Below are 21,541 nucleotides of genomic sequence, written 5' to 3'. Positions count from 1 at the left end.
GTCGCCCATGCGAGTCGGCGTTAGGCCAAACTGAATCCTACCCCGGGTGCTGTGGCGCCCAGGAACCGTGTCACGCCAACGGTCCCCGGTGTCACTCAAACAGGTCGGTGGACCCACCGGACCGCCGCGGCCCGCAGTCAGCCGGCCACGGTGGACGCCCAGTCTCAGTAGGACAGGTTCTTGCAGCCCAGCAGTGAGTTGCCGGTTGTGAATGGTGAAGCCGCGATGGCATAAGTGCAGATCCGGTAATTGCCGCGCTGGCTAATTGCCTTCTTTGCCGTGTACCCGTGGTTGCCGCTGATCCCGAGCAGCTGGTTGACGTCCGGCCGCGGCTGGTTGGCCGTCACCGCGAAGTTGGTGGTGCTTCCGTCCGGCGCTGTGACATAGGTGTGGACGCTCAGGGATTCAGTGGGGACGTCGCGGTCCACTGTCCAGCCTGAAGCAACCACCGAGACAATGCCATTGGCCGTTTCAATCCCCACGGAGTCCAAGTAGCCGATCGGGCTGGCACTGAAGCCGGCATCGATATAGCTGCAGCCGAGGAGGGGGTTGCCGGGGGAAACCGGGCTGAGGGCTATGGCGTAGGTGCAGACCCGGTATTTGCCGGGACCGCTAATAGGGAGGTCGGCTTCATACCCGTGATCGCCGGGGACGCCGAGAACCCTGTTGACGTCGGTGCGGGCCTTTGACGCCGTGAACTCGTGCAGTGTGGTGGTGCCGTTGGGCGCCAAGACGTATGCGTGAACGGGTATCTGAGCGGATGTGTTTCCGTAGTCGATCGCCCAGCCGCGGACAGTCAGCCATGCCTGAGTGCTGGTTTTCTTGACATTCACCGAATCCAAGGTGCCAACGGGTGTCGTGCCTGGAGCAACGTTGACGGACCGGCAGCCAAGTTCCGAATGGAGGTAGAGGCCGACCGCGTACGCGCAGAGCTTGTAGTTTCCGGCTTTCTTGATGTCGATGCTGGTTTCGAAGCCGTGGTTCGAGCCGACCGAATATATCCGGTCCACGTCCGGTCGCGAGGTGTTGGCCGGGATCTTGTAGAGCGTGCTGCTTCCGTCGGGACCGTAGAGGTAGGCGTGGACCTCTGCGGTGACGGACGGACGGCTCATGTCGACGGCCCAACCACGTAGTTTCAGTGATTCCTTGTCCGCAGACCGCTGTTCGGAAACTTCGTCCAGGCTGCCGATCGGCGGTTCGGCACCGTCCACCGTGAGCGACTTGCAGCCAATGCCGGGGTTGATGAACTTGCCGATGGCGTAGACACAGATGGTGTATTTCCCGGAAACCTTAACCGGAATCTGGTTGTCGAAGCCGTGATAGTCGCCCAGCCCCAAGACCTTGTTCACGTCGGGCCGGTAGGTTGTGGCCGGGAACTCATACAGCGTCTTGGTCCCGTTTGGTGCAGTCACGTACGCGTGCACCTCCGTGGTGGCGCCAGGCAAGGCCCGATCGAGGGCCCACCCCCGAATCTTCAGTGCGGTGGTGGTGCCGGTCCGCTCGATCGTTGCGGTGTCGAATGAGCCTTGAGGCCGCGTGCCGGTAAACAGCGAAAGGGAAGCGTAGTCGCCGTTCCAAACGTTGGAATCCCCGGCATACGGACCTGTGCTGCTGTACTGCCACATGCTGTAGGTGTCCCAGCTGGACGGAACCGGTCCGGCATCGTTTGTGGCGGAGCTCGGGTAAGCGGCGACCCACAGCGGGTAATCGCCGAACCCTGCTGCGTCCGCGGTGCACTGTTTCCACCAGGAGGTGTTTGTGTAAATCATGGGCAGCCGCCCGGTCAGGGCCAACATGGTGTTGCCGAAGTCACGGACCCAGCTGGTCAGCTGTGCGGGTGACATTCCGTAGCACGTATTGCCGAAATAGAACCCGTTAATGGTCCGGCCCTCGTAGGGGTTGAATTCGAAATCCAGGACGGGAGGCAGGGTGTATCCGTCAGGGGTCCAGCCGCCACCGTTCTGCACAAAGTAGCGGGCCTGGTCCGCCCCGGAGGACCAGTTCGGGATGGCGAAGTGGTAGGCGCCGCGGATCATTCCGACGTTCCGGGATCCGTTGTATTGGGAGCTGTAGGAAGGGTTGGTGTAGTAGTTGCCTTCAGATGCTTTGACGTAGGCGAACCGGGCGCCCATGTTCCATTGCTGCAGCCAGTCGACGGTTGACTGGTAGGCGCTGACGTCCAGTCCCTTGACGCCGAACGTCGGGGACCAGGTGCCCTGGGTTTCGAGTGACTGCGTCGTCAGGGATTTGCTGCCCTGCAACAATTTGGCGGAGCTTGTGACTCTCGCCGACCGCTGCCCCATTTCCGCCCCTCCGGGACCGACGGCCTGCGCCATCGCTTCGCGGGCGGCGTCGGAGCCAGCGACGGACGTTGTGCCCGGATCAGTGGTAACGGCCGTCGGGGCTGGCGACGGGTCTTGTGTCACCGGGGCCGGCGCAGGACTCGATGCCTGAGGGGCCGCTGATTCCGGTGCCGGGGATGCGGATTCGGTGGGAGCAGTCGACGTTGCCGTCGGTTCCGGTTCAACGGCGCTGGCCGGAAGCGCCAGCCCCGGACCCGCCAGCAGGGCCACAGCCAGGAAAAGCGACCCCAGCCGGCTGCATTGGTTGGGTCGGGAGGGCTCTGAATTCCGCTTCATTTTTCGCTCCGGAATAGTGGCATGCTCCCAGGAGCAGGCCACTAGGTCGCATCTACAGCTGAATCCCGCAGGACGAACCGAACTGTGAGATATGTCTGACTTAACGCGCTTACCATAACACCAGTGTGCATGGAGCGACTAGTGATTCTGGTGTTACTAATGTGAATCCTATTTGGCGGGCTTTTTCCGCTTATCCACAGCTTTGCTCCTGTGACTTGGCCGACATGTGTATGCTCCTCTAGCTTTAACGCAGTTGTACTGCCTCAGCCGGGGGCGGCAGTCGAATTGGGGGAACTCATGGATGCTGTTCGAATCGTGGAGGACGAGGTTCGCGAGCTGATCCGGCGCCGCGGCCTGGACCCTTTGCGGCAAGCCGGCGAGGTCAGGCGCCTGGTCGAGGCAGCCGTCAGCGACTATGACGAACGCGCACTGATGGGGCCGCTTCCGCCGATCGGCCCGCTGGAGTCCGCCCGCCGGCATGTCTACGACGCCGTCGCCGGTTTCGGTGCGTTGCAGCCGCTGTTGGATGACCCCACCATCGAAGAAATCTGGCTCAACGCACCCAACGAAATTTACGTGGCACGCAACGGCGAATCCGAGCTCACCTCGCTCAGTCTCTCGGACCAGCAAGTGCGGGACCTCGTGGAACGCATGCTGAAAAGCTCGGGCCGCCGGCTTGATATGTCTTCGCCGTTTGTGGACGCGGCCCTCCCGGACGGATCGCGGCTGCACGTCGTCATTCCTGATGTGACGCGGCGCCACTGGGCGGTCAACATCCGCAAGTTCGTGGTCAAGGCCAGCCGGCTCGAACATCTTGTGGAGCTTGGCACCCTGACTCCGCAGGCCGCCCGGTTCCTGGGCGCTGCAGTAGCTAGCGGACTCAATATCCTGGTCTCCGGTGCGACGCAGGCCGGGAAGACCACCATGCTGAACTGCCTGGCTGCCAGCATCGGCGCCCGGGAGCGCGTCATTACGGTCGAGGAGATCTTTGAACTGCAGTTTCCGTTGCGCGATGTTGTCGGATTGCAGTGCCGGCAGCCCAACCTGGAGGGTGAGGGCGAGATTCCGCTGCGAAGGCTCGTCAAGGAAGCCCTCAGGATGCGGCCGGACCGCCTGGTCGTGGGAGAGGTCCGTGAAGCGGAAAGTCTGGACATGCTGATCGCGCTTAATTCGGGACTTCCCGGCATGTGCACTGTTCACGCCAATTCAGCACATGACGCCGTCACCAAGCTATGCACCCTGCCGCTCCTGGCCGGCGACAACATCTCCAGTGCCTTCGTTGTGCCGACGGTCGCCTCGTGCATTGATTTGGTGGTCCACTGCAGCCGGCAGTCCAGCGGCCGCCGCCAAGTGACGGAAATTCTGTCACTCGGACGGCGCGTCGAAAACGGCATCATCGAGTCATCCATGGTCTTTGCTATCACCGACGGCGAGCTGCAGCCCAAAGCAAGCTCCATGCCTGCCGTCGAGAAGTTTGCCAGTGCGGGATTCGACGTTGCAGCCTTGCTGGAGGTCCGCTGATGGCACCGGTGCTGGGGGTGGCTCTGGGTGCCGGCTTGTTCCTCATCTGGTGGTCGGCCTGGGAACAGCCCCGGTCTGCCAGGCAGCGTCCACGGTCCAGCCTGCTCCAGGACCTGCTGCGTGCAGCCGGAATTGAAAACGTCTCCGGGCTCGGCCTGGTATCCACCTGTCTTGGCGTGGCAGCATTCGTCAGTATCGTTTTCTTCGCCGGGACAAGGTCCTGGCCCATCTCTGCCTGCTTCGGCCTGTTTGGGGGATGGTTACCGATGGCCGTCGTCAGATGGCGGGCCCGCAAACGCTCGGCCACCCTGCGTCAGTTGTGGCCCGATGTTGTTGACCATCTTCGGTCCGCGATCAGGGCAGGGCTGTCCCTTCCCGAGGCGCTAATCCAGCTGGGTGAGAAGGGACCCGAGGAGCTGCGGCACGTCTTTCGGGATTTTGGGGCCGACTACCGCGCCGGCGGTCAGTTCGATCCAGCCCTCAACAGGCTTAAGGAACGGCTTGCAGACCCTGTCGCCGACCGGATCGTGGAAGCCCTCAGGCTCACGCGGGAGGTGGGCGGCTCCGACCTCGGCCGCCTGCTGGGAACCTTGGGCGAGTTCCTGCGGGAAAGCGCGCGAACCAGAAGTGAGCTGGAGGCCCGGCAGTCCTGGACGGTGAATGCAGCACGGCTTGCAGTAGCTGCACCCTGGATCGTCATGGTGCTGCTGGCCACCCGGCCCGAAGCGGTCGCCGCCTACAACACGGCGACGGGGGCGGCTGTGCTTCTCGGCGGACTGGTGGTTTCCGCCATCTGCTACTCCGTCATGTTGCGGATCGGTGCACTGCCTGAGGACGAACGGGTCCTGAGATGACGTCGCCCGGCGCTGTTGCCGTTATCTGCGGACTCCTGCTCGGAGCCGGCCTTTGGCTCCTTGTTGTGCGGTTGCCGTTCATGAGGCCAATGAGCTTTGCCGAACGGATCGAACCGCAACTCAAGTCGCAAAACCTGGAATCCAAGCTCCTGTTGGCCTCCACCGACAACCTCACCCCGTTCGGGCCGCTGGAGCGCATACTTCGCCCGATGCTGAAGGACGGGCTCTCGGTCCTGATGCGATTCAACCCGGGCTCGTCGGCGCTGAGCCGGAGGCTGGCTCAGGCCGGCGTCCGCAAGTCTGTCGTCGACTTCAGGGCCGAGCAACTGCTCTGGGCTGTGCTGGGGTTCGTGCTCGCCACCGGCTTGATCCTGGCCGGAGCCGCATCAGGACAGTTCAATCCTTTCCTCGCCGTCGTCGCCGTTCTGGGCAGTGCCCTCGGAGGGTTCCTCTTCAGGGATTACTGGCTGGGCGTCCAGATCAAGAGGCGGGAAAAGTTCATGATGGCGGAGTTCCCGAGCCTCGCCGAGCTGATGGCACTCGCCGTCAGCGCCGGGGAAAGCGCCACGGGAGCCCTGGACCGCGTCTGCCGCAGCTCACACGGCGAACTCGCCAGGGAATTTGAGCTGGTGCTTGGCGAAACCCGGGCCGGAAAGCCGCTCGTCGAAGCACTGCAGAGATTCTCCGCACGGACCGACCTGGGACCTTTGGTGCGTTTCGTCGACGGAATCATCGTGGCAGTTGAACGGGGAACACCTCTGGCGGACGTCCTTCGCGCCCAAGCACAGGATGTCCGTGACACCGCCAAACGCGACCTGATGGAATCGGCCGGAAAGAAGGAGATCGCCATGATGGTCCCGCTGGTCTTTGGTGTCCTGCCGCTGACCGTCATCTTTGCAGTGTTCCCGGGACTCGCCGCCATCAGTCTCGGACTCTGACCGAGTACAGACCACCCGGAATGCCGGGACAAGATCAGCCGAACTACAGAATGGAAGCTCGATGAAACACCTCGGAATCCGCGCCCTGGCCCTGATCCACGCCATCGCCCTGTTGCTCCGGTCAACGGCAGCGTCCACCGACAGTGGCGGCGGGAAGTTGCACCGGAACACGGACCATCCGGAAAGAGGGGATGTGCCGGGCTGGGTGATGATCACGCTGATGTCGGCAGTGCTCGTGGCCGCGCTGCTGGCCTTGGCCGGACCAGCCTTGGAGGGGCTCTTCAATCAGGCCATGGACAAGGTCGGAAACTAGCGCATGACCGCAGGGGTCCGGGCGGCGGACGATGCGCCTTGCCGGGTAGGGGAGCCCGCGCCTTGCCGGTCGTCGGCGGAAAAGCCGATCGGGCGCGATGACAAGTCCGTGAGGGAACGCGGCTCCGCCGTTGTGGATTTCGTCCTGGTCGGCGGGCTCCTCACGATGTTTTTCCTGGCGGTGATCCAGCTGGCGCTCGTGCTGCACGTACGCAACACCCTGATCGACGCTGCTGCGTCGGGCGCGAGGTACGGCACACTCGCCGACCGGAATGCGGCAGATGCCAGGGCCCGCACGGGCGAGCTAATCGGAATGGCGCTCAACGCAGACTTCGCCAGGGACGTGAGCACCTCCGAAGTTACGTACCAGGGCATCCGGGCGCTCGAAGTGACAGTCAGGGCCCCTTTGCCCGTGATCGGCCTGATCGGTCCCCGGGAGGCACTGGAGGTGAAAGGCCATGCTGCCATCCAGCCGTAAGGCTTCCGCCTTCCTGACTCGCCGATTCCGTGCGGCAGTGAGCACGGATGCGAATCCCGGGGAGCGGGGGAGTGCCGTCGTCGAATTCACGTTCCTCGCCCTTCTGCTGATGGTCCCGCTCGTGTACTTCATCATTACGGTGGGGCAGATCCAGGGAGGTGCCTTCGCCGTCGTCGGTGCAGCCGACCAGGCCGCAAAGGTTTACGTGGCACAGCCCGATGCAGGCAGCGGCCGCGCGGCAGCGGAACAGGCAGTCATGCTCGCGCTCGCGGACTATGGGCATCCGGCGGACAACGCGCGCATGGAGGCAAGCTGCCAGCCCTCGGACTGCCTCGCCCCGGGATCGGCCGTCACAGTTACCGTCCACCTGACAGTTCCTCTGCCCTTTGTGCCGTTCAGCGATTCGTTGCAGCTCAACGCAAGCCGGTTGGACGCCTCGGCCACCCAGGTTGTGGGGCGGTTCCGGTGACGCGGAACCACCGTCACGCCGAAGAGGACGGGCAGATGATGGTCCTGATCATCGGCTACGTTCTCCTGGCGCTTCTGGTCACCACCGCAGTGATGGCGGCGTCCTCCCTGTACCTGGAACACAAGAAGCTGTTGTCTGCGGCAGACGGGGCGTCCGTAGCCGCGGCGGACAGCTACACACTGGGCCAGGTCGAGACGGACGGCGGCAGCCCGTCCGCGGTGCTTAGCGGCGGGCGGGTGCGCAGCGTTGCCGCGGACTACCTGAGCCGGAACGGCGCCTACGGCAGGTTCGACGGACTTGCCGTCGCGCCCGATACCGGAAGCCCGGACGGTTCCACCGCCGTCGTTGTCCTGAGTGCCGAGGTGCATCCTCCGATCGTGAACTTCCTTATCCCGGACGGAATCAGGATCGAGGCGACATCCACTGCGCGTTCCAGGCTCGTCCGGTAGCGGTGCGGGTCGGCTAGGAAGGATAGCGTAGGCTTTAACGACCATGGCTCAAATAGATTTTTCCGCAGAAATCCGCGCTTTGCGCGCCACCTACTCCTCCATCGAAAACGTCTCGAATGTTGAGGAGCTGAAGGAAGACATCGCCGAACTGAGCGAGCGGGCAGGAGAGCCCAACCTCTGGGACGACCCGGCCGCCGCACAGAAGATCACCTCCCGGCTCTCCCACCGGCAGAGTGAACTCGAACGCCTCAACACGCTGGTTTCCCGGATTGACGACCTCGAAGTCCTGGTGGAACTCGGACAGGACGAGGACGACGCCGATTCCATGGGCGAGGCGGCAGCGGAACTGGAGTCCATCCGTAAGTCGCTGAAGGACCTCGAAGTGGTGACGCTTCTGTCCGGTGAGTTTGACGAACGTGAAGCAGTGGTGACCATCCGTGCCGGGGCCGGCGGCGTGGATGCCGCGGACTTCGCCGAGATGCTGCTCCGGATGTACCTGCGCTGGGCGGAACGCCACGGCTACCCGACCACCATCATGGACACCTCCTACGCCGAGGAAGCCGGACTCAAGTCCGCCACCTTCGAGGTCAACGCTCCCTACGCCTACGGCACGCTAAGCGTGGAAGCCGGTACCCACCGCCTGGTCCGGATCAGCCCCTTCGACAACCAGGGGCGCCGCCAGACGTCGTTCGCGGCCGTGGAAGTCATTCCGCTGATCGAGCAGACGGACTCCATCGACATCCCGGACAACGAAATCCGCGTGGATGTCTTCCGGTCCTCCGGCCCCGGCGGCCAATCCGTTAACACTACTGACTCCGCGGTGCGCCTGACCCACATTCCCACCGGGACAGTGGTGTCGATGCAGAACGAAAAATCCCAGCTCCAGAACCGGGCCGCTGCCCTGCGCGTCCTCCAGTCCCGGCTCCTCCTTCTCAAGAAGGAGCAGGAAGACGCGGAAAAGAAGGCCTTCGCCGGTGACGTCAAGGCATCGTGGGGCGACCAGATGCGTTCCTACGTGCTGAACCCGTACCAGATGGTCAAGGACCTCCGGACCGAGCACGAAGTCGGTAACACCTCGGCCGTGTTTGATGGTGAAATCGACGACTTCATTGACGCCGGGATCCGCTGGCGCACTGACAACCGGAACGCAGCCAACTAGGACTGCCGCCCGGCCAGGACGTCCATTCGCTGGCCGAAATCCTGCGACACGCCCCGGGACTCCAGCTTTTCTGCAGGTGTCCGTGCGTATAGTCGAGGAGCCGGAGCTCTACTTCCCCCAAAAGAAAGCCCGTGCGCCGGCTGCAGTACGGGGCTCCATCAGCCATGTCCTGCAGGGTTCTTAGGGCAATGATCCGTTTCGAGAATGTCACCAAGGTCTATGACCAGAAAGCCCGGCCTGCGCTGGACTCTGTCAACCTTGAAATCGACCGTGGTGAGTTTGCGTTCCTCGTGGGCGCCTCCGGTTCCGGTAAATCAACTTTCCTTCGCCTGGTACTCAAGGAAGACCGGGCCACATCCGGCGCCGTCTACGTTGCCGGCCAGAACGTTGCGAACATTTCCAGCTGGCGGGTCCCGCGGCTGCGCCGGGGCATCGGCGTCGTGTTCCAGGACTTCCGGCTGCTGCCGCAAAAGAATGTCTTCGCGAACGTTGCCTTCGCCATGCAGGTCATCGGAAAGAGCCGCAGTATCATCCGGGATACGGTCCCGGAAGTCCTCAAGACGGTAGGCCTTGAAGGCAAGGAACACCGCATGCCGCATGAACTTTCCGGCGGTGAGCAGCAGCGTGTGGCGATCGCCCGCGCCGTGGTGAACCGCCCGGGTATCCTCCTGGCGGATGAGCCCACCGGAAACCTTGACCCCACCACGTCGATGGGCATCATGGGCGTCCTGGACAAGATCAACCAGAACGGCACCACGGTGGTCATGGCCACTCACGACGACGACATCGTCAATGAAATGCGCAAACGCGTGGTGGAACTGCGGAACGGTGTTGTCATCCGTGACGAAGCCCGTGCCCTGTACACCTCGATGCTTCCGGTGGTCGGGCAGTCGCGGCGTTTCAAGGACGCCAGCGGACGCCCGGACGGCTCCGCTGCGGACCCCGGCGACGGATCAGTCTCCTCCCAGACGGGGGAGGCACTGTGAGGCTGGCTTTCATCCTCAGCGAGATCGGCAGCGGCCTGAGGCGAAACCTGTCCATGGTGGTGTCGGTCATCCTGGTGACCTTCGTGTCGCTGACATTCGTCGGTGCAGCGGGGATGCTGCAGCTCCAGATCAACCAGATGAAGGGCTACTGGTACGACAAAGTCCAGGTGGCCATCTTCCTCTGCGGTGACGGCTCGACGGCGGCCGGCTGCGCTACGGGGACGGCCACACCGGAGCAGCAGGAAAACCTGCGCACGCTGCTTGAATCGCCCGCCGTGGCCCAATACATCAATGACTTCCAGTTCGAGTCCAAAGACGATGCCTACAAGCACTTCAAGGAGCAGTTCTCCAACTCTCCGATCGTCGACTCGGTGACGCCGGACCAGCTGCCCGCCTCCTTCCGGATCAACATGAAGGATCCGGAAAAGTACCAGATCATCAGTGAGACGTTCTCCTCGCAGCCCGGCGTCGAGACAGTGATCGACCAGCGCCAGGTTCTGGAACGGCTCTTCTCGGTGATGAACGCGGCGTCCCTGGTCGCCGTCATCATTGCCGGCGTCATGATTGTCTGCGCCATCTTGCTCATCGCCACCACCATCCGCCTGTCTGCGTTCAGCCGTCGCCGGGAGACCGGAATCATGCGATTGGTCGGCGCGTCCAAGACTGTCATTCAGTTGCCGTTCATTCTTGAGGGCGTCATTGCCGCCGTGATCGGCGCCGCGCTGGCTTCGGGCACGCTCTGGGCCGTGGCCCATTTCTTCCTCGGCGAGTACATGTCAAAGCAGTACCCCGACACGGCATTCATCTCTCCGGCGCAGACTCTCATCCTCGCGCCGGCGCTGATCGGGCTGGGCGCAACTTTGGCTGGAATTTCGTCTCTCTTGACCTTACGTAGATATTTACGGGTCTAGGCTGTGCATACCAACGAAGGAATGACCATGACAGAACTGGACCGCAAGGCCCGCCGGCTCCGGACCGCGGGGAAGGGCAGCCGCATTGTCAGCGCCGCCCTGGCACTGATCCTTGCCGCGAGCCTGGGCGCTTCCACCCCCGTGGCCTTCGCGGACGAGCTGGAAGACAAGCAGGCGGCACTTGAAGCCGAGGCAGCCCGCGTGCAGCAGTCCCTTGAGTTTGTGGACGCCAAGATCGCCAAGGCCGCCGGGGACCTGGTGATCTACCAGGGACAGCTTCCTGCCGCGCAGCAGGCATTGCTCGAGGCGCAGGGCCGGGTTGCGAGTGCTGTGAAGGAAGTTGAGGCGCTCGCGGCGCGTGTGGATCTGGCGCAGCAGAACAAGGCCAAGATCACGCAGCAGCTTGAATCCGATAAACAGAAGATCGCTGACACCAAGAAGCTCATCGGCCAGATCGCCACCCAGGCTTACAAGTCCGGCGGCGTCCCCTCGAACCTCACGCTCTTCTTTGGATCCAAAAGCGGCGGCAGCCTGACGGACACCATGGACCTCGCAGACCAGGCCATGCGAAGCCAAAACTCCGCAATGGACAAGCTCTCCCAGCAGAATGCAACCAACGTCAATTCGCAGGCGCGCCTTCAGGCGGTTGAGGCGGAGATCAAGGACCTCAAAGCCAAGGCAGATGCCGCGCTGGCCAAGGAGAAGGCGGCGCGGGACGAAGCCGCCGCCAAGAAGGAACAGGTGGACAAGCTGATCGCTGACACCACCCGGATCAACAACGAGCTCCAGGCTGCCAAGCCGGGCATCCAGAACCAGCTCTCCAAGGTCCAGGCCGCCCAGGACGCCGTTGCCGCGGAAATCGTCGAGCGTGACCGTAAACTGCGCGAAGCGTGGGAAGCCGAACAGCGCCGCATCGCTGAAGCGGCCGCCGCCGCGGCAAGGGCCGCCGGTCAGGCTGCCCAGCCCTACGTCCCCCAGGTCGGGCCGCCGTCGGCCTTCGGGCTGCGGCACCCGTTTTCGGCCGACGTCCCGATCACTTCAGGGTTCGGGTGGCGCGCGACCCCGCCCGGTACCGTCGACTTCTACGGCTCCGGCGGATACATGCACACGGGTATCGACTTCGGTGCCAGTTGCGGGACCCCCGTCTACGCCCCGGCGGCCGGAACTATCGTTTCAGCCGGATGGAGCAACGACGGCGGCGGCAATAACGTCAAGATTTCGCATGGCGTGGTCCAGGGCAACTCGTTGACCACCATCTACTACCACAACAGCAGCGTCGTGGTCTCTCTGGGCCAGCAGGTCAGCCAGGGACAGCTCATTGCGTACTCCGGAACAACCGGTAACTCCACCGGCTGCCACTCGCACTTCGAGACCTGGCTCAACGGGCAGGCCGTCGACCCCATGATCCTGCTCTGACAGCCCGGCCTGGTCCGGGCGCTGACCGGTACCGACGGCGGGCCCGGGCCTGCCGTAGAATTGAATAGCCCCCAGCCGCCACGGCCGGGGGCAACCATCCAGACCGAGAGCTGAGGAGTTCCACCGTGCCGAAAGAAAGTGGCCGTAAGGTAGTGGCCACCAACCGGAAGGCCCGGCATGACTACCATGTCCTCGACACCTACGAGGCCGGTATCGCCCTGATGGGGACGGAAGTGAAGTCCCTTCGCGAGGGCCACGCATCCATGGTTGACGGGTTCTGTACGTTCTACAACGACGAACTGTGGATGGAGGGAATCCATATCCCCGAGTACAACCAGGGGAGCTGGACTAACCACTCCGCCCGCCGGCGGCGCAAGCTGCTCCTGCACCGTGAGGAACTGACCAAGATCTCTCACAAGATCCGCGAATCCGGCTTCACCATCGTTCCGCTCCAGCTGTATTTCCTGGACGGCAAGGCGAAAGTGGAGATCGGCGTCGCCCGCGGTAAGAAGGAATACGACAAGCGGCAGACCCTCCGCGAACAGCAGGACAAGCGCGAAGCGTTGCGCGTCATGCGCGAAAGGAACCGCGGCTGAACCTGCCGCGGGCTGCCTGCCGGCCGCCGGGAATGAATCCGGGCCGCGGTGCGTTATGATTGGTAGTCCGGGAAGGAACGGCGCGGAATCCGCAAAGATTCGGCAACGAGCCTCACCGGTTTGGTAACAAAATACGGGGATGATCGGTTTCGACGATGTTAGTCGCGACAGGTGAAGCGGGCCGAGGATGCAGAATTATCTCGTAAACGCTGTCTGCAAAACAATAAGTGCCAAACAAACGCGCACTGACTTCGCTCTCGCTGCCTAAGCAGTAAGACAGTCCGTCAGCCCGGGATTGCTATCGTCCCGGATCCTGGCGTCATTAAGATAGCCACTGCTGTTTACCTTCGTCATTGGGGTGAACGGGACTCTTAGATGACTGGGCCCGGATCAGCTACTTGTTTGCAGGATAGCTGGGGCCGAGAAAATCCGACGCAAACTGCGCCCGGAGAAGCCCTGACAACACGACATCGGACGGGGGTTCAATTCCCCCCATCTCCACCATCGGAACGGCGGCAACGCAGTTCCACCCCGTGCAAAAGGCCGGAAGCGAAAGCTTCCGGCCTTTTGTGTTCTGCACCGTTCCTGCATTCTCCAGCGGCCGTCCGTGGCCTCGGGGTCAGCGCTTCTTGATGTGCGCCACGGGGTCCACGTGGGTGTCCAGATCATGCTTGGACTTCTTTTCGGCCCTCTTTTGCTTGATGGTCTTGTCCGATTTCTTGGTGACCTGCCGGTGCGGCGATTTGTCAGGCATGTCGCCCTCCCTTACCTCGGGGCCTTGAATAAGCCCCGTGCTTGTAAGGTACGCCTGTTTTGCCACGAATGTAACTGGCCTACGAAACAGGCACTTCAACGTCAACTATGCCGACGAACCGGCTGCCGATTCCCTCGTACTCGCTGCGCACCAGCCCCGGAAGTACCGGCGGAAGGTCGCTCGGTGCGTGATGGACGCAGCAGACGTACGTGAACGGCGGCCACCACTTCTTCGGCCGCGCGGCCTCCGAGAAACCGCACACAGCACAGGTCAGCTGGACCCAGACTGGCCTCTTGCCGGTCCGGTTGGCCCTTGACTGGATGAGCCAGGCCGGAGGATTGTCCAGGAGTTCGGACAGTTCGGCCTCAGACAGCCGCGCGGGAATACCGTGACGGTGCGCCATTTCCAGGGGAATATCGAGGATCTGAGCTGCTTCACGTCGCGTAACCATTCGTTTAACGATACGGGACGCCGGGCCGCCTCAGATTCACGACGGCGGGCGTCCGGCCTCCACCGACGGTCAGCCGCGCGCTGTCAGCCGGTGAGGGCGATCCCCACGGCTGCTGCGGAGAGTCCGGCCACGAGATTGACGGCAACGTTCAGGGCCGCAGCGAGGTACCGCACCTCACTGACAAGCCGGATGGTGGCCGTGGTCCAGGAACTGAACGTGGTCAGCCCGCCGGCCAGCCCGGTGGCGATCGCCGCATGCCATTCCTCGCCGAGCCCCAGCCGGCCGGTAACGCCCACGGACAGGCCGATGACCAGTGAACCGACGACGTTGACCACCAGTGTTGCCCAGGGCCAGTGCCGGCGGGTCCCGGCACGGTGCGCGAACCAGGTGTCGATGGCAAACCTGAGCAGTCCCCCCGCAACGCCGAAGATGCCCACCAAAAGCGCCGTCATGAGGCTCCACCTGTCCGGTCGCTCAAGGCCTTGCCGGCTTTCCAGCCTGCAGCGGCCGCGGCAAGCCCCAGCACCAGGGAAAGTGCCAGATAGATCAGCCAGGTCACGTGCTGTCCGGACCGTGCCTGCTGGTCAACGGAGAAGACCACGGCCGAGAAGGTGGTGAAGGATCCCAGCAGCCCCGGGCCAATCCCGGCCCTGAGCCAGAATGCGGTCCTGGGGCGTGCGATCCACAGGGTGGTGAGGGAGGCGAGGACAAAGCTTCCGCACACATTAATGGCCAACGTGGTCCAGGGAATCGCGCCGGCAGGGTCCGGAAAGAGCAAGCCCAGGCCGTAGCGGAGCTCTGTTCCCGCCAGCGCCCCGGCAGCCACCGCCGCCCACGCCCGCCAGTCCGGGTTACTGGCGGCACTCATTCAGGCGGCGCCCCTTCAGGCATCCGCCAGCCGGCATCCGGCGTGGCGGGATTCGCTGTAGACCCACAGCGCTGACGACACCTCGTCGGCGAGGTCGAATTCGCGGTCTGCGCCCGCGGAACCGATCCTGACCACGAGGGCTCCGCCAAACGGTTTCCGGCCCAGTACTTCGATGTCGGCGTCCAGGTCGATTTCCTGCGCGGAAAGGTAGCGCAGGAGTTCGGGATTGTCGTCGCTGATCCGGGTGATGCGGCCTTTATGGCCCTCGTCGAGTTCGCTCATCCGGTGCGCGTGCGGCATGTGGACCGTACCGTCGGCCGCCGGGATGGGATCACCGTGCGGGTCCCTTAGGGGGTTGCCGAGCTTTCCGGCCATCCGTTCGATGAATGTGTCAGACACCGCGTGCTCCAGGAGCTCGGCTTCATCGTGGACTTCGTCCCAGCTGTACCCGAGTTCCTGCACGAGGTACGTCTCAATGAGGCGGTGGCGCCGCACCATGGAGAGCGCGAGGCGGACTCCGTCGGACGTGAGCGTAATGGCGCTGTAGGGCTTGTGGTCAACGAGGCCCTGGTCCTTGAGTTTGCGGACCATTTCCGAGACCGAGGAGTTGGCGACGCCGAGCCGCAGTGCCAGCTGCGAGGATGTGATGGGTTTGTCCTGCCACTCCGTAAAGGAGTAGATGACCTTGACGTAGTCCTCGATCGAGGAGGAGGGTGCGCCGGTCTTCACGAGTCCAAGCCTACCGCTTTGGCTACGGGACTCATGCCTTGAACGCCCGCCAGGTCTGGGTCAGGTAGGGGAGTCCGATAACGTCCGCGGCGGAGTGTGCCAGGTGCTCGTGGAGGTACCAGTCCAGGTTGGCGCGGACTTTGGCCCGGATCCCTTCTCCGGCGGCGAGGTAGTAGCTGCGGGACTTTGCCAGTTCGACGATGTCCTCAGTGGTCACGGGATCTTCCCAGCGAGTCAGGTGGCTCTCAAGACCGGCAAACTCCGGGCCGATCGCGGGGTGGAAGTCCGGTTTGTGCACATCGCCGGCATGCATGATCCGGGAAAGCCGGTGGACCCACGGGACCGACGTATCCAGCTGGTTCCAGATCAGCCCCAGCACGCCCCCCGGACGGAGAATGCGGGACAGTTCGGTGCTGGCCAGACGGGGATCGCACCAGTGCCATGCCTGGGCAACGGTCACGACGTCGAACGCGGCGTCCGGGAGTCCGGTGGACTCCGCGGTGCCCTCCGTCGCAGGAACCCCCGGAAGGGCCAGCCGGAGTTGGGCGAGCATGTCCGGTGAGGGATCCACTGCGGTGACATTCAGGCCGCGCTGCACCAGCAAAGCGGTGTACTTTCCCGTCCCGGCGCCGATGTCAGCGGCGTCGGACGCGCCGCCCATCCCGCCAACGCTTCGGAGCAGCCAGTCCACCGAATCGGCGGGATAGCCGGGACGGACCCGGTCATAGTGTTCGCCGCCGTCCTGGTAACTCCGGCCGAGCTCGTACCGGCGCTGGTGGTGCAGTTTGGGGCCTCCCCGTGCCACGTGCAGTCTCCTTCGGGCAGGCTGGAATTCTTACCCCTCGAATTTACCGCACACGCCGCGCCCTTAGTCTTCGGTGCAGGGTGCCGCGCCGGCAGTGCCGGGGGTATTGGGTGCCCAGTCCGGGTAGCTGCGGGTGTCGTTGGCCGGCACCCAGCGGCCGGAATCCACCACGTAGTCCCAGCCGAGGCCGGTCCGGCGGAGTTCCTCGATGCCGGCGAGCAAACGCTGGGCGTCCTCCAGCCGGGAGCCGACGCCGAAGCTTGCCCGCAGCGAGCCTGACGGCAGTCCCAGCCGCTTCAGCAGGGGGTGGGCGCAAAAGCGGCCGTCGCGCAGGCCCACGCCGTGCTCCGCGGAGAGGTAGGCCGCCACAAGGCCGGCGTCGTAGCCGGCGACGGAGAAGTTGACCACACCGATGGTGTCCGTGGCCTGGTCGGTGTCGCTGAAGATCTGGTGGACAGTGACGCCGTCGATCTTCCGCAGTCCCTCGACTAGGAAGGACCGGATGGCCGTCTCATGGGCGTGCCACAGGTCCTGGTCCAGGGCGCCGATGACCTGGGTGGCCCGGGCCAGGGTGGCGGCCCCAAGGACGTTCGGTGAGCCGCCTTCATGCCGTGCCGGCCCTGTGGTCCAGCTGACGGAGTCCAGCCGGGCCTCACGCACGGCTCCGCCGCCTGCGAGGTGGGGCGTCCCGGCGTCGAGCCAGTCCGGCCGGCCCACGAGGACACCGCTGCCAAACGGCGCGTACAGCTTGTGGCCTGAGAAGGCGAGATAGTCGACGTCGTCCGCGGCGATGTCGATGCGGCGGTGCGGGGCCAGCTGCGCCGCGTCCACTACGATCCTTGCACCGTGTTCGTGAGCCAGTGCGGCCAGCTCGCGGACGGGAAGGATTTCGCCGGTGACGTTGGAGGCGCCCGTGACGGCCAGCAGGCTGATGCCACCCTGCCGCAGCTCGGACCGCAGGTTCTCCAGGGTGGCCCTGAGCGTAGGAGCGGCAACAACACTCCGGTGCGGCACACCCTGCCAAGGGAGCAGGTTGGCATGGTGTTCGATGTCGAGGTACAGCACTTCGCCGGTCTGGCGGCCGTTGGACACCGGCAGGCACCCGGCCAGCAGGTTCAGTGAGTCCGTGGTGTTCCGGGTGAAGATGACGGAATCGTCCGCCCTGCCGCCCACAAACCCGCGGACGATGTCCCGGGCATTCTCGTACACCGACGTGCTGATCTGCGAGGCATAGCCCGCGCCGCGGTGCACGCTGGCGTAGTACGGCAGGATCTCGTTGAGGTAGGCCGAAACAACGGACAGCGCCGGGGCCGATGCGCCGTAGTCCAGGTTCGCGTAGCGGACGTGCCCGCCCTGGATCAGCGGAGCCTGGATCTCCGCGCCGGTAACGGCTGAGAGGGGGCGCTGGGCGACGGTGAACCGCGGGTCCAGAAGGCCTGCGGCGGACGTGGTTGCGGCGTTTGCGGGGAAAGTGGCAGTAGTCATGGGGACCTCACTGTAAAGGGACCCCGCACTCCGGGGATCCGCGCTTGCCGGGTCCGTTCCGGACCGGCCTGGTCGTCACCCGGGGCACCCCACCGCGAATGGAGGGTTGCCGGCCAGCAAACCGGGGTTTAGCGCTGGCACTCGTGACCTGTTTCGAGATTAGGACATTCACCGCGGCGCGGGAAAGTCGCGGCAATTATTAAGCTCTTTGTTACGCACGTCGGAAGAAGGGGGATGGCACCGAATAAAACGACGGCGGACACCCCCTAAGGAGGGAATCCGCCGTCGTTTATTCGGCTACCGGTGGTTGTGCCCGCGGTGATGCGCCCGGGCCGGAACCGCTTGGCGGCGGGCCGGGCACCGGGCCGGGTCGCGCGTCAGAGGAGGTCGTCGAGTTCCGGGTTCAGCCGCTTGAGGACCTCGGAATGAAGGATTGAATTGGTGGCCAGGGCGTTTCCGCCGAAGGGGCCGTCCACTCCTTCCAGTGAGGTGAAGCGTCCGCCGGCTTCGGTGACAATCGGCACCAGCGCCGCCATGTCGTAGAGGTTCAGTTCCGGCTCGCAGGCGATGTCCACCGACCCCTCCGCCACCATGCAGTAGGACCAGAAGTCACCGTAGGCGCGGGTCCGCCAGACTTCCTCAGTGAGTCCCAGGAACTCGTCCAGGTTGCCCCGTTCCTTCCAGCCGCCCAGGCTTGAATAGGAGAGGGAAGCGTCGGACAGTTTGGACACGTTCGAAACCTTGAGGCGGGTGGCGGCAGCTAGCGACCGTCCCATGTAGGCGCCCGCACCTTTCGCTGCCCACCAGCGCTTGCCCAGCGCCGGCGCGCTGACCAGCCCGACCACCGGCTCACCTTCATCCACGAGGGCGATCAGGGTGGCCCACACCGGCACGCCGCGGACGAAGTTCTTGGTGCCGTCGATCGGATCGATGATCCAGCGGCGGGAACCATGTCCGGAACTGCCGAACTCTTCGCCGAGGACGGCATCTCGCGGACGGGAACGGGAGAGCTGGCCGCGGATGGACTCTTCAGCTGCCTTGTCAGCATCCGTTACCGGCGTCAGATCCGGTTTGGTTTCAATCTGAAGATCCAGCGCCTTGAAGCGGCTCATGGTCTGGGAGTCAACAGAGTCGGCCAGGACATGGGCGAGGCGCAGGTCATCGTTGTAGCTCGAAGCGGGTTGGGTCATGGTTCCAAACTACCGTCTCTGCGGCCGGCGGGCCGGGATGTCACGAAACGATGCCGAGTTCCTTGGCGTCCTGCGCTTCCATGCGGGGGTCGGTGCCGAGCAGCCGCCGAAGGGACGCCAGGCGTGCCGCGCCGGACGGGCCGGCGTGTCCTTCGGCCACCCAGGCGTCCACGCCGCAGTTGACGGCGGAGGCATCGTGCTTGCAGCCGCGTTCACAGGCATCCGTGCCGGGTTCGAGGTCGGGGAACGAGCGCAGGATCCGGTCCGGATCCACGTGGGCAAGGCCGAAAGACCGGATGCCGGGCGTGTCAATGATCCAGCTACCGGCGGGCGCATCACTGATCCGCAGGGCAAGCGCGGACGACGACGTGTGCCGTCCCCTCCCGGTGACGGCGTTGACGCCTCCCGTGGCCCGCTCAGCACCCGTCAGGGCATTGACCATGGTGGACTTCCCTACGCCGGAATGGCCGAGCATCACGGTGACCTTGCCGTCGAGGTGGGCCCGCAGCTGCGAGACGGCATCACTGTCCAGGCGGGCCGAGAGCCCGTCATCCGAGCGTGCATCGATTCCGGAGGCCGCGGCGTCCGCAGTTCGGCTGATGATCACCGGAAAATCCAAGTGCCGGTAGTTGGACAGGAGCTCCGTGGGATCCTTGACGTCCGCTTTCGTGACCAGCAGCAACGGCTCAATCCCGGCGTCGTACGCCGCCACCAGGGCCCGGTCAATGAAGCCGGTGCGCGGTTCCGGATTGGCGGCGGCAACCACCACCACAAGCTGGTCCGCATTCGCGACCACTGCCCGCTCGATGGGGTCCGTGTCATCGGCGCTGCGCCGCAGCAGCGTGCGGCGGTCCTGGATCTTCACGAGCCGCGCAAGGGTGTCCGGGGCCCCCGAAACATCTCCCACCAGGGACACGAAGTCCCCGGCCACCACAGGCGAACGGCGCAGTTCACGGGCGCGCGCGGCAATCACCGTGCGCTCGTTCCCGCTGTCCTCGCCCACCACGGCCGTATAGCGCCCGCGGTCAACCGTGATGATCCTGCCGGTCACGGCGTCGTCGTGGCTGGGGCGGTCCTTGGTCCGGGGACGCGAGCCTTTCTTGTTGGGGCGGATCCGGATATCGGACTCGTCCCAGGAGCCGGTGCTACGCCCCACGGGCCTGTTCCGTCTGCCGGTCCGGCTGTTGCGAAAGCATGGCTTCCCACAGTTGCGGAAAGTCCGGCATCGTCTTGGACGTGGTGCCGATGTCTTCCACCTCCACGCCGGGAACGGCAAGGCCCAGGATGGCCCCCGCGGTGGCCATGCGGTGGTCCGCGTAGCTGTGCACGACGCCGCCGTGGAGCTTGGCGGGCCGGATCACCAGGCCGTCGGAGGTTTCCTCGGCGTCCCCGCCGAGGCGGTTGATCTCCGTGACGAGTGCCGCGAGCCGGTCCGTTTCGTGGCCGCGGAGGTGCGCGATGCCGGTGAGTCGCGACGGACCCGTGGCCAAGGCGCACAGCGCGGCTACTGTCGGTGCAAGTTCGCTGGTGTCGGCAAAGTCCGCACCCGTGATTTCGGGCCCGCCGGTGACGGTGAGTGTGCCGTTGTCCAGCGTGACCGTGGCGCCCATTGAAGTCAGGATGCTGCGCCAAAGGTCGCCCACCTGCGTGGTGGGGGAGGGCCAGTTGGGAATACGGATCGTGCCCCGGGTCGCCAGCGCGGCGGCGAGGAACGGCCCGGCATTCGACAGGTCCTGCTCGATGCGGCGATCGAAGGCCCGGATGGGGCCCGGCGCGACGACCCAGTGATTCGGGACGGAATCGTCGACGGATACTCCAACTTCCCTCAGGACGGCGACGGTCATGTTGATGTGGTCCAGGCTGGGGACCGGCTTGCCCACGTGCTCAAGGTGCAGGCCCTCTGAGAAACGCGCGCCCACCAGGAGCAGCGCCGACACGAACTGCGAGGATGCGCTTGCATCGATCACAAGGTGACCGCCCCGAACTTGGCCAGTGCCCGCCACTGCGAAGGGAAGTGCCGACGGACGTGCCCCGTCCGCAGCGCGGACGTCAACGCCGAGGGCGGCCAGTGCCTCGATGATGGTGCCCATAGGACGCTTACGGGCGTGCGGGTCGCCGTCGAAGACTGTCGCCCCATTGCGGAGCGCAGCTACCGGCGGAACAAAGCGCATGACTGTTCCGGCGAGTCCGCAGTCGATGGCGGCGTCGGCAGCCGCGGCGTCGGAGCTGAGGGGGCTGACCTCAAGGTCGGGCCCGAACGAGCCGTCGCCGGGAACTTCCCTGATGCCTGCTCCCAGTTGCCGGAGGGCCTGGATCATGAGGGCCGAGTCGCGCGAATGAAGGGGTGCACGCAGACGGGACGGGCCGTCGGCCAGGGCCGCAAGAACCAGATACCTGTTGGTGAGGGACTTGGATCCCGGGACGGTGACCGTGGCGTCGACCGGCGCGCCGGCGAACGGTGCCGGCCAGTGCGGCACGTCGGCAACGGGTCCTGAAGTAGTCGACGCGGTGGGGGCGGTGCCTGTCATTCG

At 64.5% G+C, this 21,541-nt stretch carries 23 protein-coding genes, 1 other RNA gene and 1 riboswitch; of the genes, 13 read left to right on the top strand and 11 right to left on the bottom strand.

Annotation, left to right across the window (positions count from 1 at the left end):
- Positions 1 to 164: 164 nt before the first annotated feature.
- Positions 165 to 2,639 carry a GH25 family lysozyme gene (locus tag ACSQ12_RS13920; protein WP_436065768.1) on the bottom strand — a complete coding sequence of 825 codons (2,475 nt, stop codon included), beginning with the start codon at positions 2,637 to 2,639 and terminating at the stop codon, positions 165 to 167.
- Between the two features lie 297 nt (positions 2,640 to 2,936).
- On the opposite strand from ACSQ12_RS13920, the gene ACSQ12_RS13915 reads away from it, so the two are divergent.
- The 13 genes from ACSQ12_RS13915 to ssrA all read left to right on the top strand — a co-directional run bounded on the left by ACSQ12_RS13915 (position 2,937) and on the right by ssrA (position 13,232).
- Positions 2,937 to 4,160, top strand: a complete 1,224-nt coding sequence (locus ACSQ12_RS13915) for a CpaF family protein (protein WP_436065767.1) — start codon at positions 2,937 to 2,939, stop codon at positions 4,158 to 4,160.
- On the top strand, positions 4,160 to 5,014 hold the full coding sequence (locus ACSQ12_RS13910; RefSeq protein WP_436065766.1) for a type II secretion system F family protein: 855 nt from the start codon (positions 4,160 to 4,162) through the stop codon (positions 5,012 to 5,014). Before ACSQ12_RS13915 ends, ACSQ12_RS13910 begins: the two co-directional genes overlap by 1 nt.
- The gene (locus ACSQ12_RS13905) at positions 5,011 to 5,952 is read left to right on the top strand and encodes a type II secretion system F family protein (RefSeq protein ID WP_436065765.1); all 942 of its coding nucleotides are present in this window, start codon (positions 5,011 to 5,013) and stop codon (positions 5,950 to 5,952) included. The genes ACSQ12_RS13910 and ACSQ12_RS13905 overlap by 4 nt, the downstream gene beginning before the upstream one ends.
- 61 nt (positions 5,953 to 6,013) lie before the next feature.
- On the top strand, positions 6,014 to 6,265 hold the full coding sequence (locus tag ACSQ12_RS13900; RefSeq protein WP_209743583.1) for a hypothetical protein: 252 nt from the start codon (positions 6,014 to 6,016) through the stop codon (positions 6,263 to 6,265).
- 108 nt (positions 6,266 to 6,373) lie between these two features.
- Positions 6,374 to 6,742, top strand: a complete 369-nt coding sequence (locus ACSQ12_RS13895) for a TadE family protein (RefSeq protein ID WP_436065764.1) — start codon at positions 6,374 to 6,376, stop codon at positions 6,740 to 6,742.
- Complete coding sequence (locus ACSQ12_RS13890; protein WP_436065763.1) at positions 6,723 to 7,211, top strand: hypothetical protein; 489 nt, start codon at positions 6,723 to 6,725, stop codon at positions 7,209 to 7,211. The genes ACSQ12_RS13895 and ACSQ12_RS13890 overlap by 20 nt, the downstream gene beginning before the upstream one ends.
- Positions 7,212 to 7,246: 35 nt before the next feature.
- Positions 7,247 to 7,660 (top strand): pilus assembly protein TadG-related protein, encoded by a 414-nt coding sequence (locus ACSQ12_RS13885; RefSeq protein ID WP_436067003.1) that lies wholly within the window; start codon positions 7,247 to 7,249, stop codon positions 7,658 to 7,660.
- A 43-nt stretch (positions 7,661 to 7,703) separates the two neighbouring features.
- Positions 7,704 to 8,819: a peptide chain release factor 2 gene (prfB, locus tag ACSQ12_RS13880; RefSeq protein ID WP_011692507.1), complete on the top strand. Its 1,116-nt coding sequence runs from the start codon at positions 7,704 to 7,706 to the stop codon at positions 8,817 to 8,819.
- Between the two features lie 188 nt (positions 8,820 to 9,007).
- Positions 9,008 to 9,805 carry a cell division ATP-binding protein FtsE gene (ftsE, locus tag ACSQ12_RS13875; RefSeq protein WP_436065762.1) on the top strand — a complete coding sequence of 266 codons (798 nt, stop codon included), beginning with the start codon at positions 9,008 to 9,010 and terminating at the stop codon, positions 9,803 to 9,805.
- A complete protein-coding gene (gene ftsX / locus ACSQ12_RS13870; protein WP_209743591.1) occupies positions 9,802 to 10,716 on the top strand; it encodes a permease-like cell division protein FtsX in 915 nt (304 codons plus the stop codon). The genes ftsE and ftsX overlap by 4 nt, the downstream gene beginning before the upstream one ends.
- A 27-nt stretch (positions 10,717 to 10,743) precedes the next feature.
- Complete coding sequence (locus ACSQ12_RS13865; protein ID WP_209743594.1) at positions 10,744 to 12,132, top strand: peptidoglycan DD-metalloendopeptidase family protein; 1,389 nt, start codon at positions 10,744 to 10,746, stop codon at positions 12,130 to 12,132.
- Positions 12,133 to 12,257: 125 nt separating this feature from the next.
- Positions 12,258 to 12,728, top strand: coding sequence for an SsrA-binding protein SmpB (smpB, locus tag ACSQ12_RS13860; protein ID WP_011692503.1), 471 nt, complete (start codon positions 12,258 to 12,260; stop codon positions 12,726 to 12,728).
- Between the two features lie 135 nt (positions 12,729 to 12,863).
- Positions 12,864 to 13,232: a transfer-messenger RNA gene (gene ssrA, locus ACSQ12_RS13855) on the top strand.
- Between the two features lie 115 nt (positions 13,233 to 13,347).
- On the opposite strand, the gene ACSQ12_RS13850 is transcribed toward ssrA, so the two are convergent.
- From ACSQ12_RS13850 to aroA, 10 genes are all read right to left on the bottom strand, one after another.
- Positions 13,348 to 13,482: a hypothetical protein gene (locus tag ACSQ12_RS13850; RefSeq protein ID WP_280872711.1), complete on the bottom strand. Its 135-nt coding sequence runs from the start codon at positions 13,480 to 13,482 to the stop codon at positions 13,348 to 13,350.
- A gap of 79 nt (positions 13,483 to 13,561) precedes the next feature.
- Positions 13,562 to 13,933, bottom strand: coding sequence for a hypothetical protein (locus tag ACSQ12_RS13845; RefSeq protein WP_436065761.1), 372 nt, complete (start codon positions 13,931 to 13,933; stop codon positions 13,562 to 13,564).
- Between the two features lie 83 nt (positions 13,934 to 14,016).
- Entirely contained in the window at positions 14,017 to 14,385 is a 369-nt protein-coding gene (locus ACSQ12_RS13840; protein ID WP_436065760.1) for a fluoride efflux transporter FluC, read from the bottom strand.
- Entirely contained in the window at positions 14,382 to 14,801 is a 420-nt protein-coding gene (locus ACSQ12_RS13835; RefSeq protein ID WP_436065759.1) for a fluoride efflux transporter FluC, read from the bottom strand. The genes ACSQ12_RS13840 and ACSQ12_RS13835 overlap by 4 nt, the downstream gene beginning before the upstream one ends.
- Positions 14,802 to 14,816: 15 nt before the next feature.
- Complete coding sequence (locus tag ACSQ12_RS13830; protein WP_436065758.1) at positions 14,817 to 15,530, bottom strand: metal-dependent transcriptional regulator; 714 nt, start codon at positions 15,528 to 15,530, stop codon at positions 14,817 to 14,819.
- A gap of 31 nt (positions 15,531 to 15,561) precedes the next feature.
- Positions 15,562 to 16,335, bottom strand: coding sequence for a class I SAM-dependent methyltransferase (locus ACSQ12_RS13825; RefSeq protein WP_436065757.1), 774 nt, complete (start codon positions 16,333 to 16,335; stop codon positions 15,562 to 15,564).
- Positions 16,336 to 16,398: 63 nt separating this feature from the next.
- Complete coding sequence (locus tag ACSQ12_RS13820) at positions 16,399 to 17,820, bottom strand: aminotransferase class V-fold PLP-dependent enzyme (protein WP_436065756.1); 1,422 nt, start codon at positions 17,818 to 17,820, stop codon at positions 16,399 to 16,401.
- A gap of 35 nt (positions 17,821 to 17,855) precedes the next feature.
- Positions 17,856 to 17,969, bottom strand: a riboswitch (SAM riboswitch).
- A gap of 228 nt (positions 17,970 to 18,197) precedes the next feature.
- On the bottom strand, positions 18,198 to 19,010 hold the full coding sequence (gene hisN / locus ACSQ12_RS13815) for a histidinol-phosphatase (RefSeq protein WP_209743608.1): 813 nt from the start codon (positions 19,008 to 19,010) through the stop codon (positions 18,198 to 18,200).
- 40 nt (positions 19,011 to 19,050) lie between these two features.
- Positions 19,051 to 20,166 (bottom strand): ribosome small subunit-dependent GTPase A, encoded by a 1,116-nt coding sequence (rsgA, locus tag ACSQ12_RS13810; RefSeq protein ID WP_043482600.1) that lies wholly within the window; start codon positions 20,164 to 20,166, stop codon positions 19,051 to 19,053.
- The gene (gene aroA, locus ACSQ12_RS13805; RefSeq protein ID WP_436065755.1) at positions 20,156 to 21,538 is read right to left on the bottom strand and encodes a 3-phosphoshikimate 1-carboxyvinyltransferase; all 1,383 of its coding nucleotides are present in this window, start codon (positions 21,536 to 21,538) and stop codon (positions 20,156 to 20,158) included. The genes rsgA and aroA overlap by 11 nt, the downstream gene beginning before the upstream one ends.
- Positions 21,539 to 21,541: the final 3 nt, after the last annotated feature.

The organism is Arthrobacter sp. LjRoot14 (genome assembly GCF_964253905.1).
Lineage (GTDB): Bacteria > Actinomycetota > Actinomycetes > Actinomycetales > Micrococcaceae > Arthrobacter.
The sequence above is the reverse complement of the archived record's forward strand: the minus strand, read 5'-3'. Positions and strand labels throughout refer to the sequence as shown.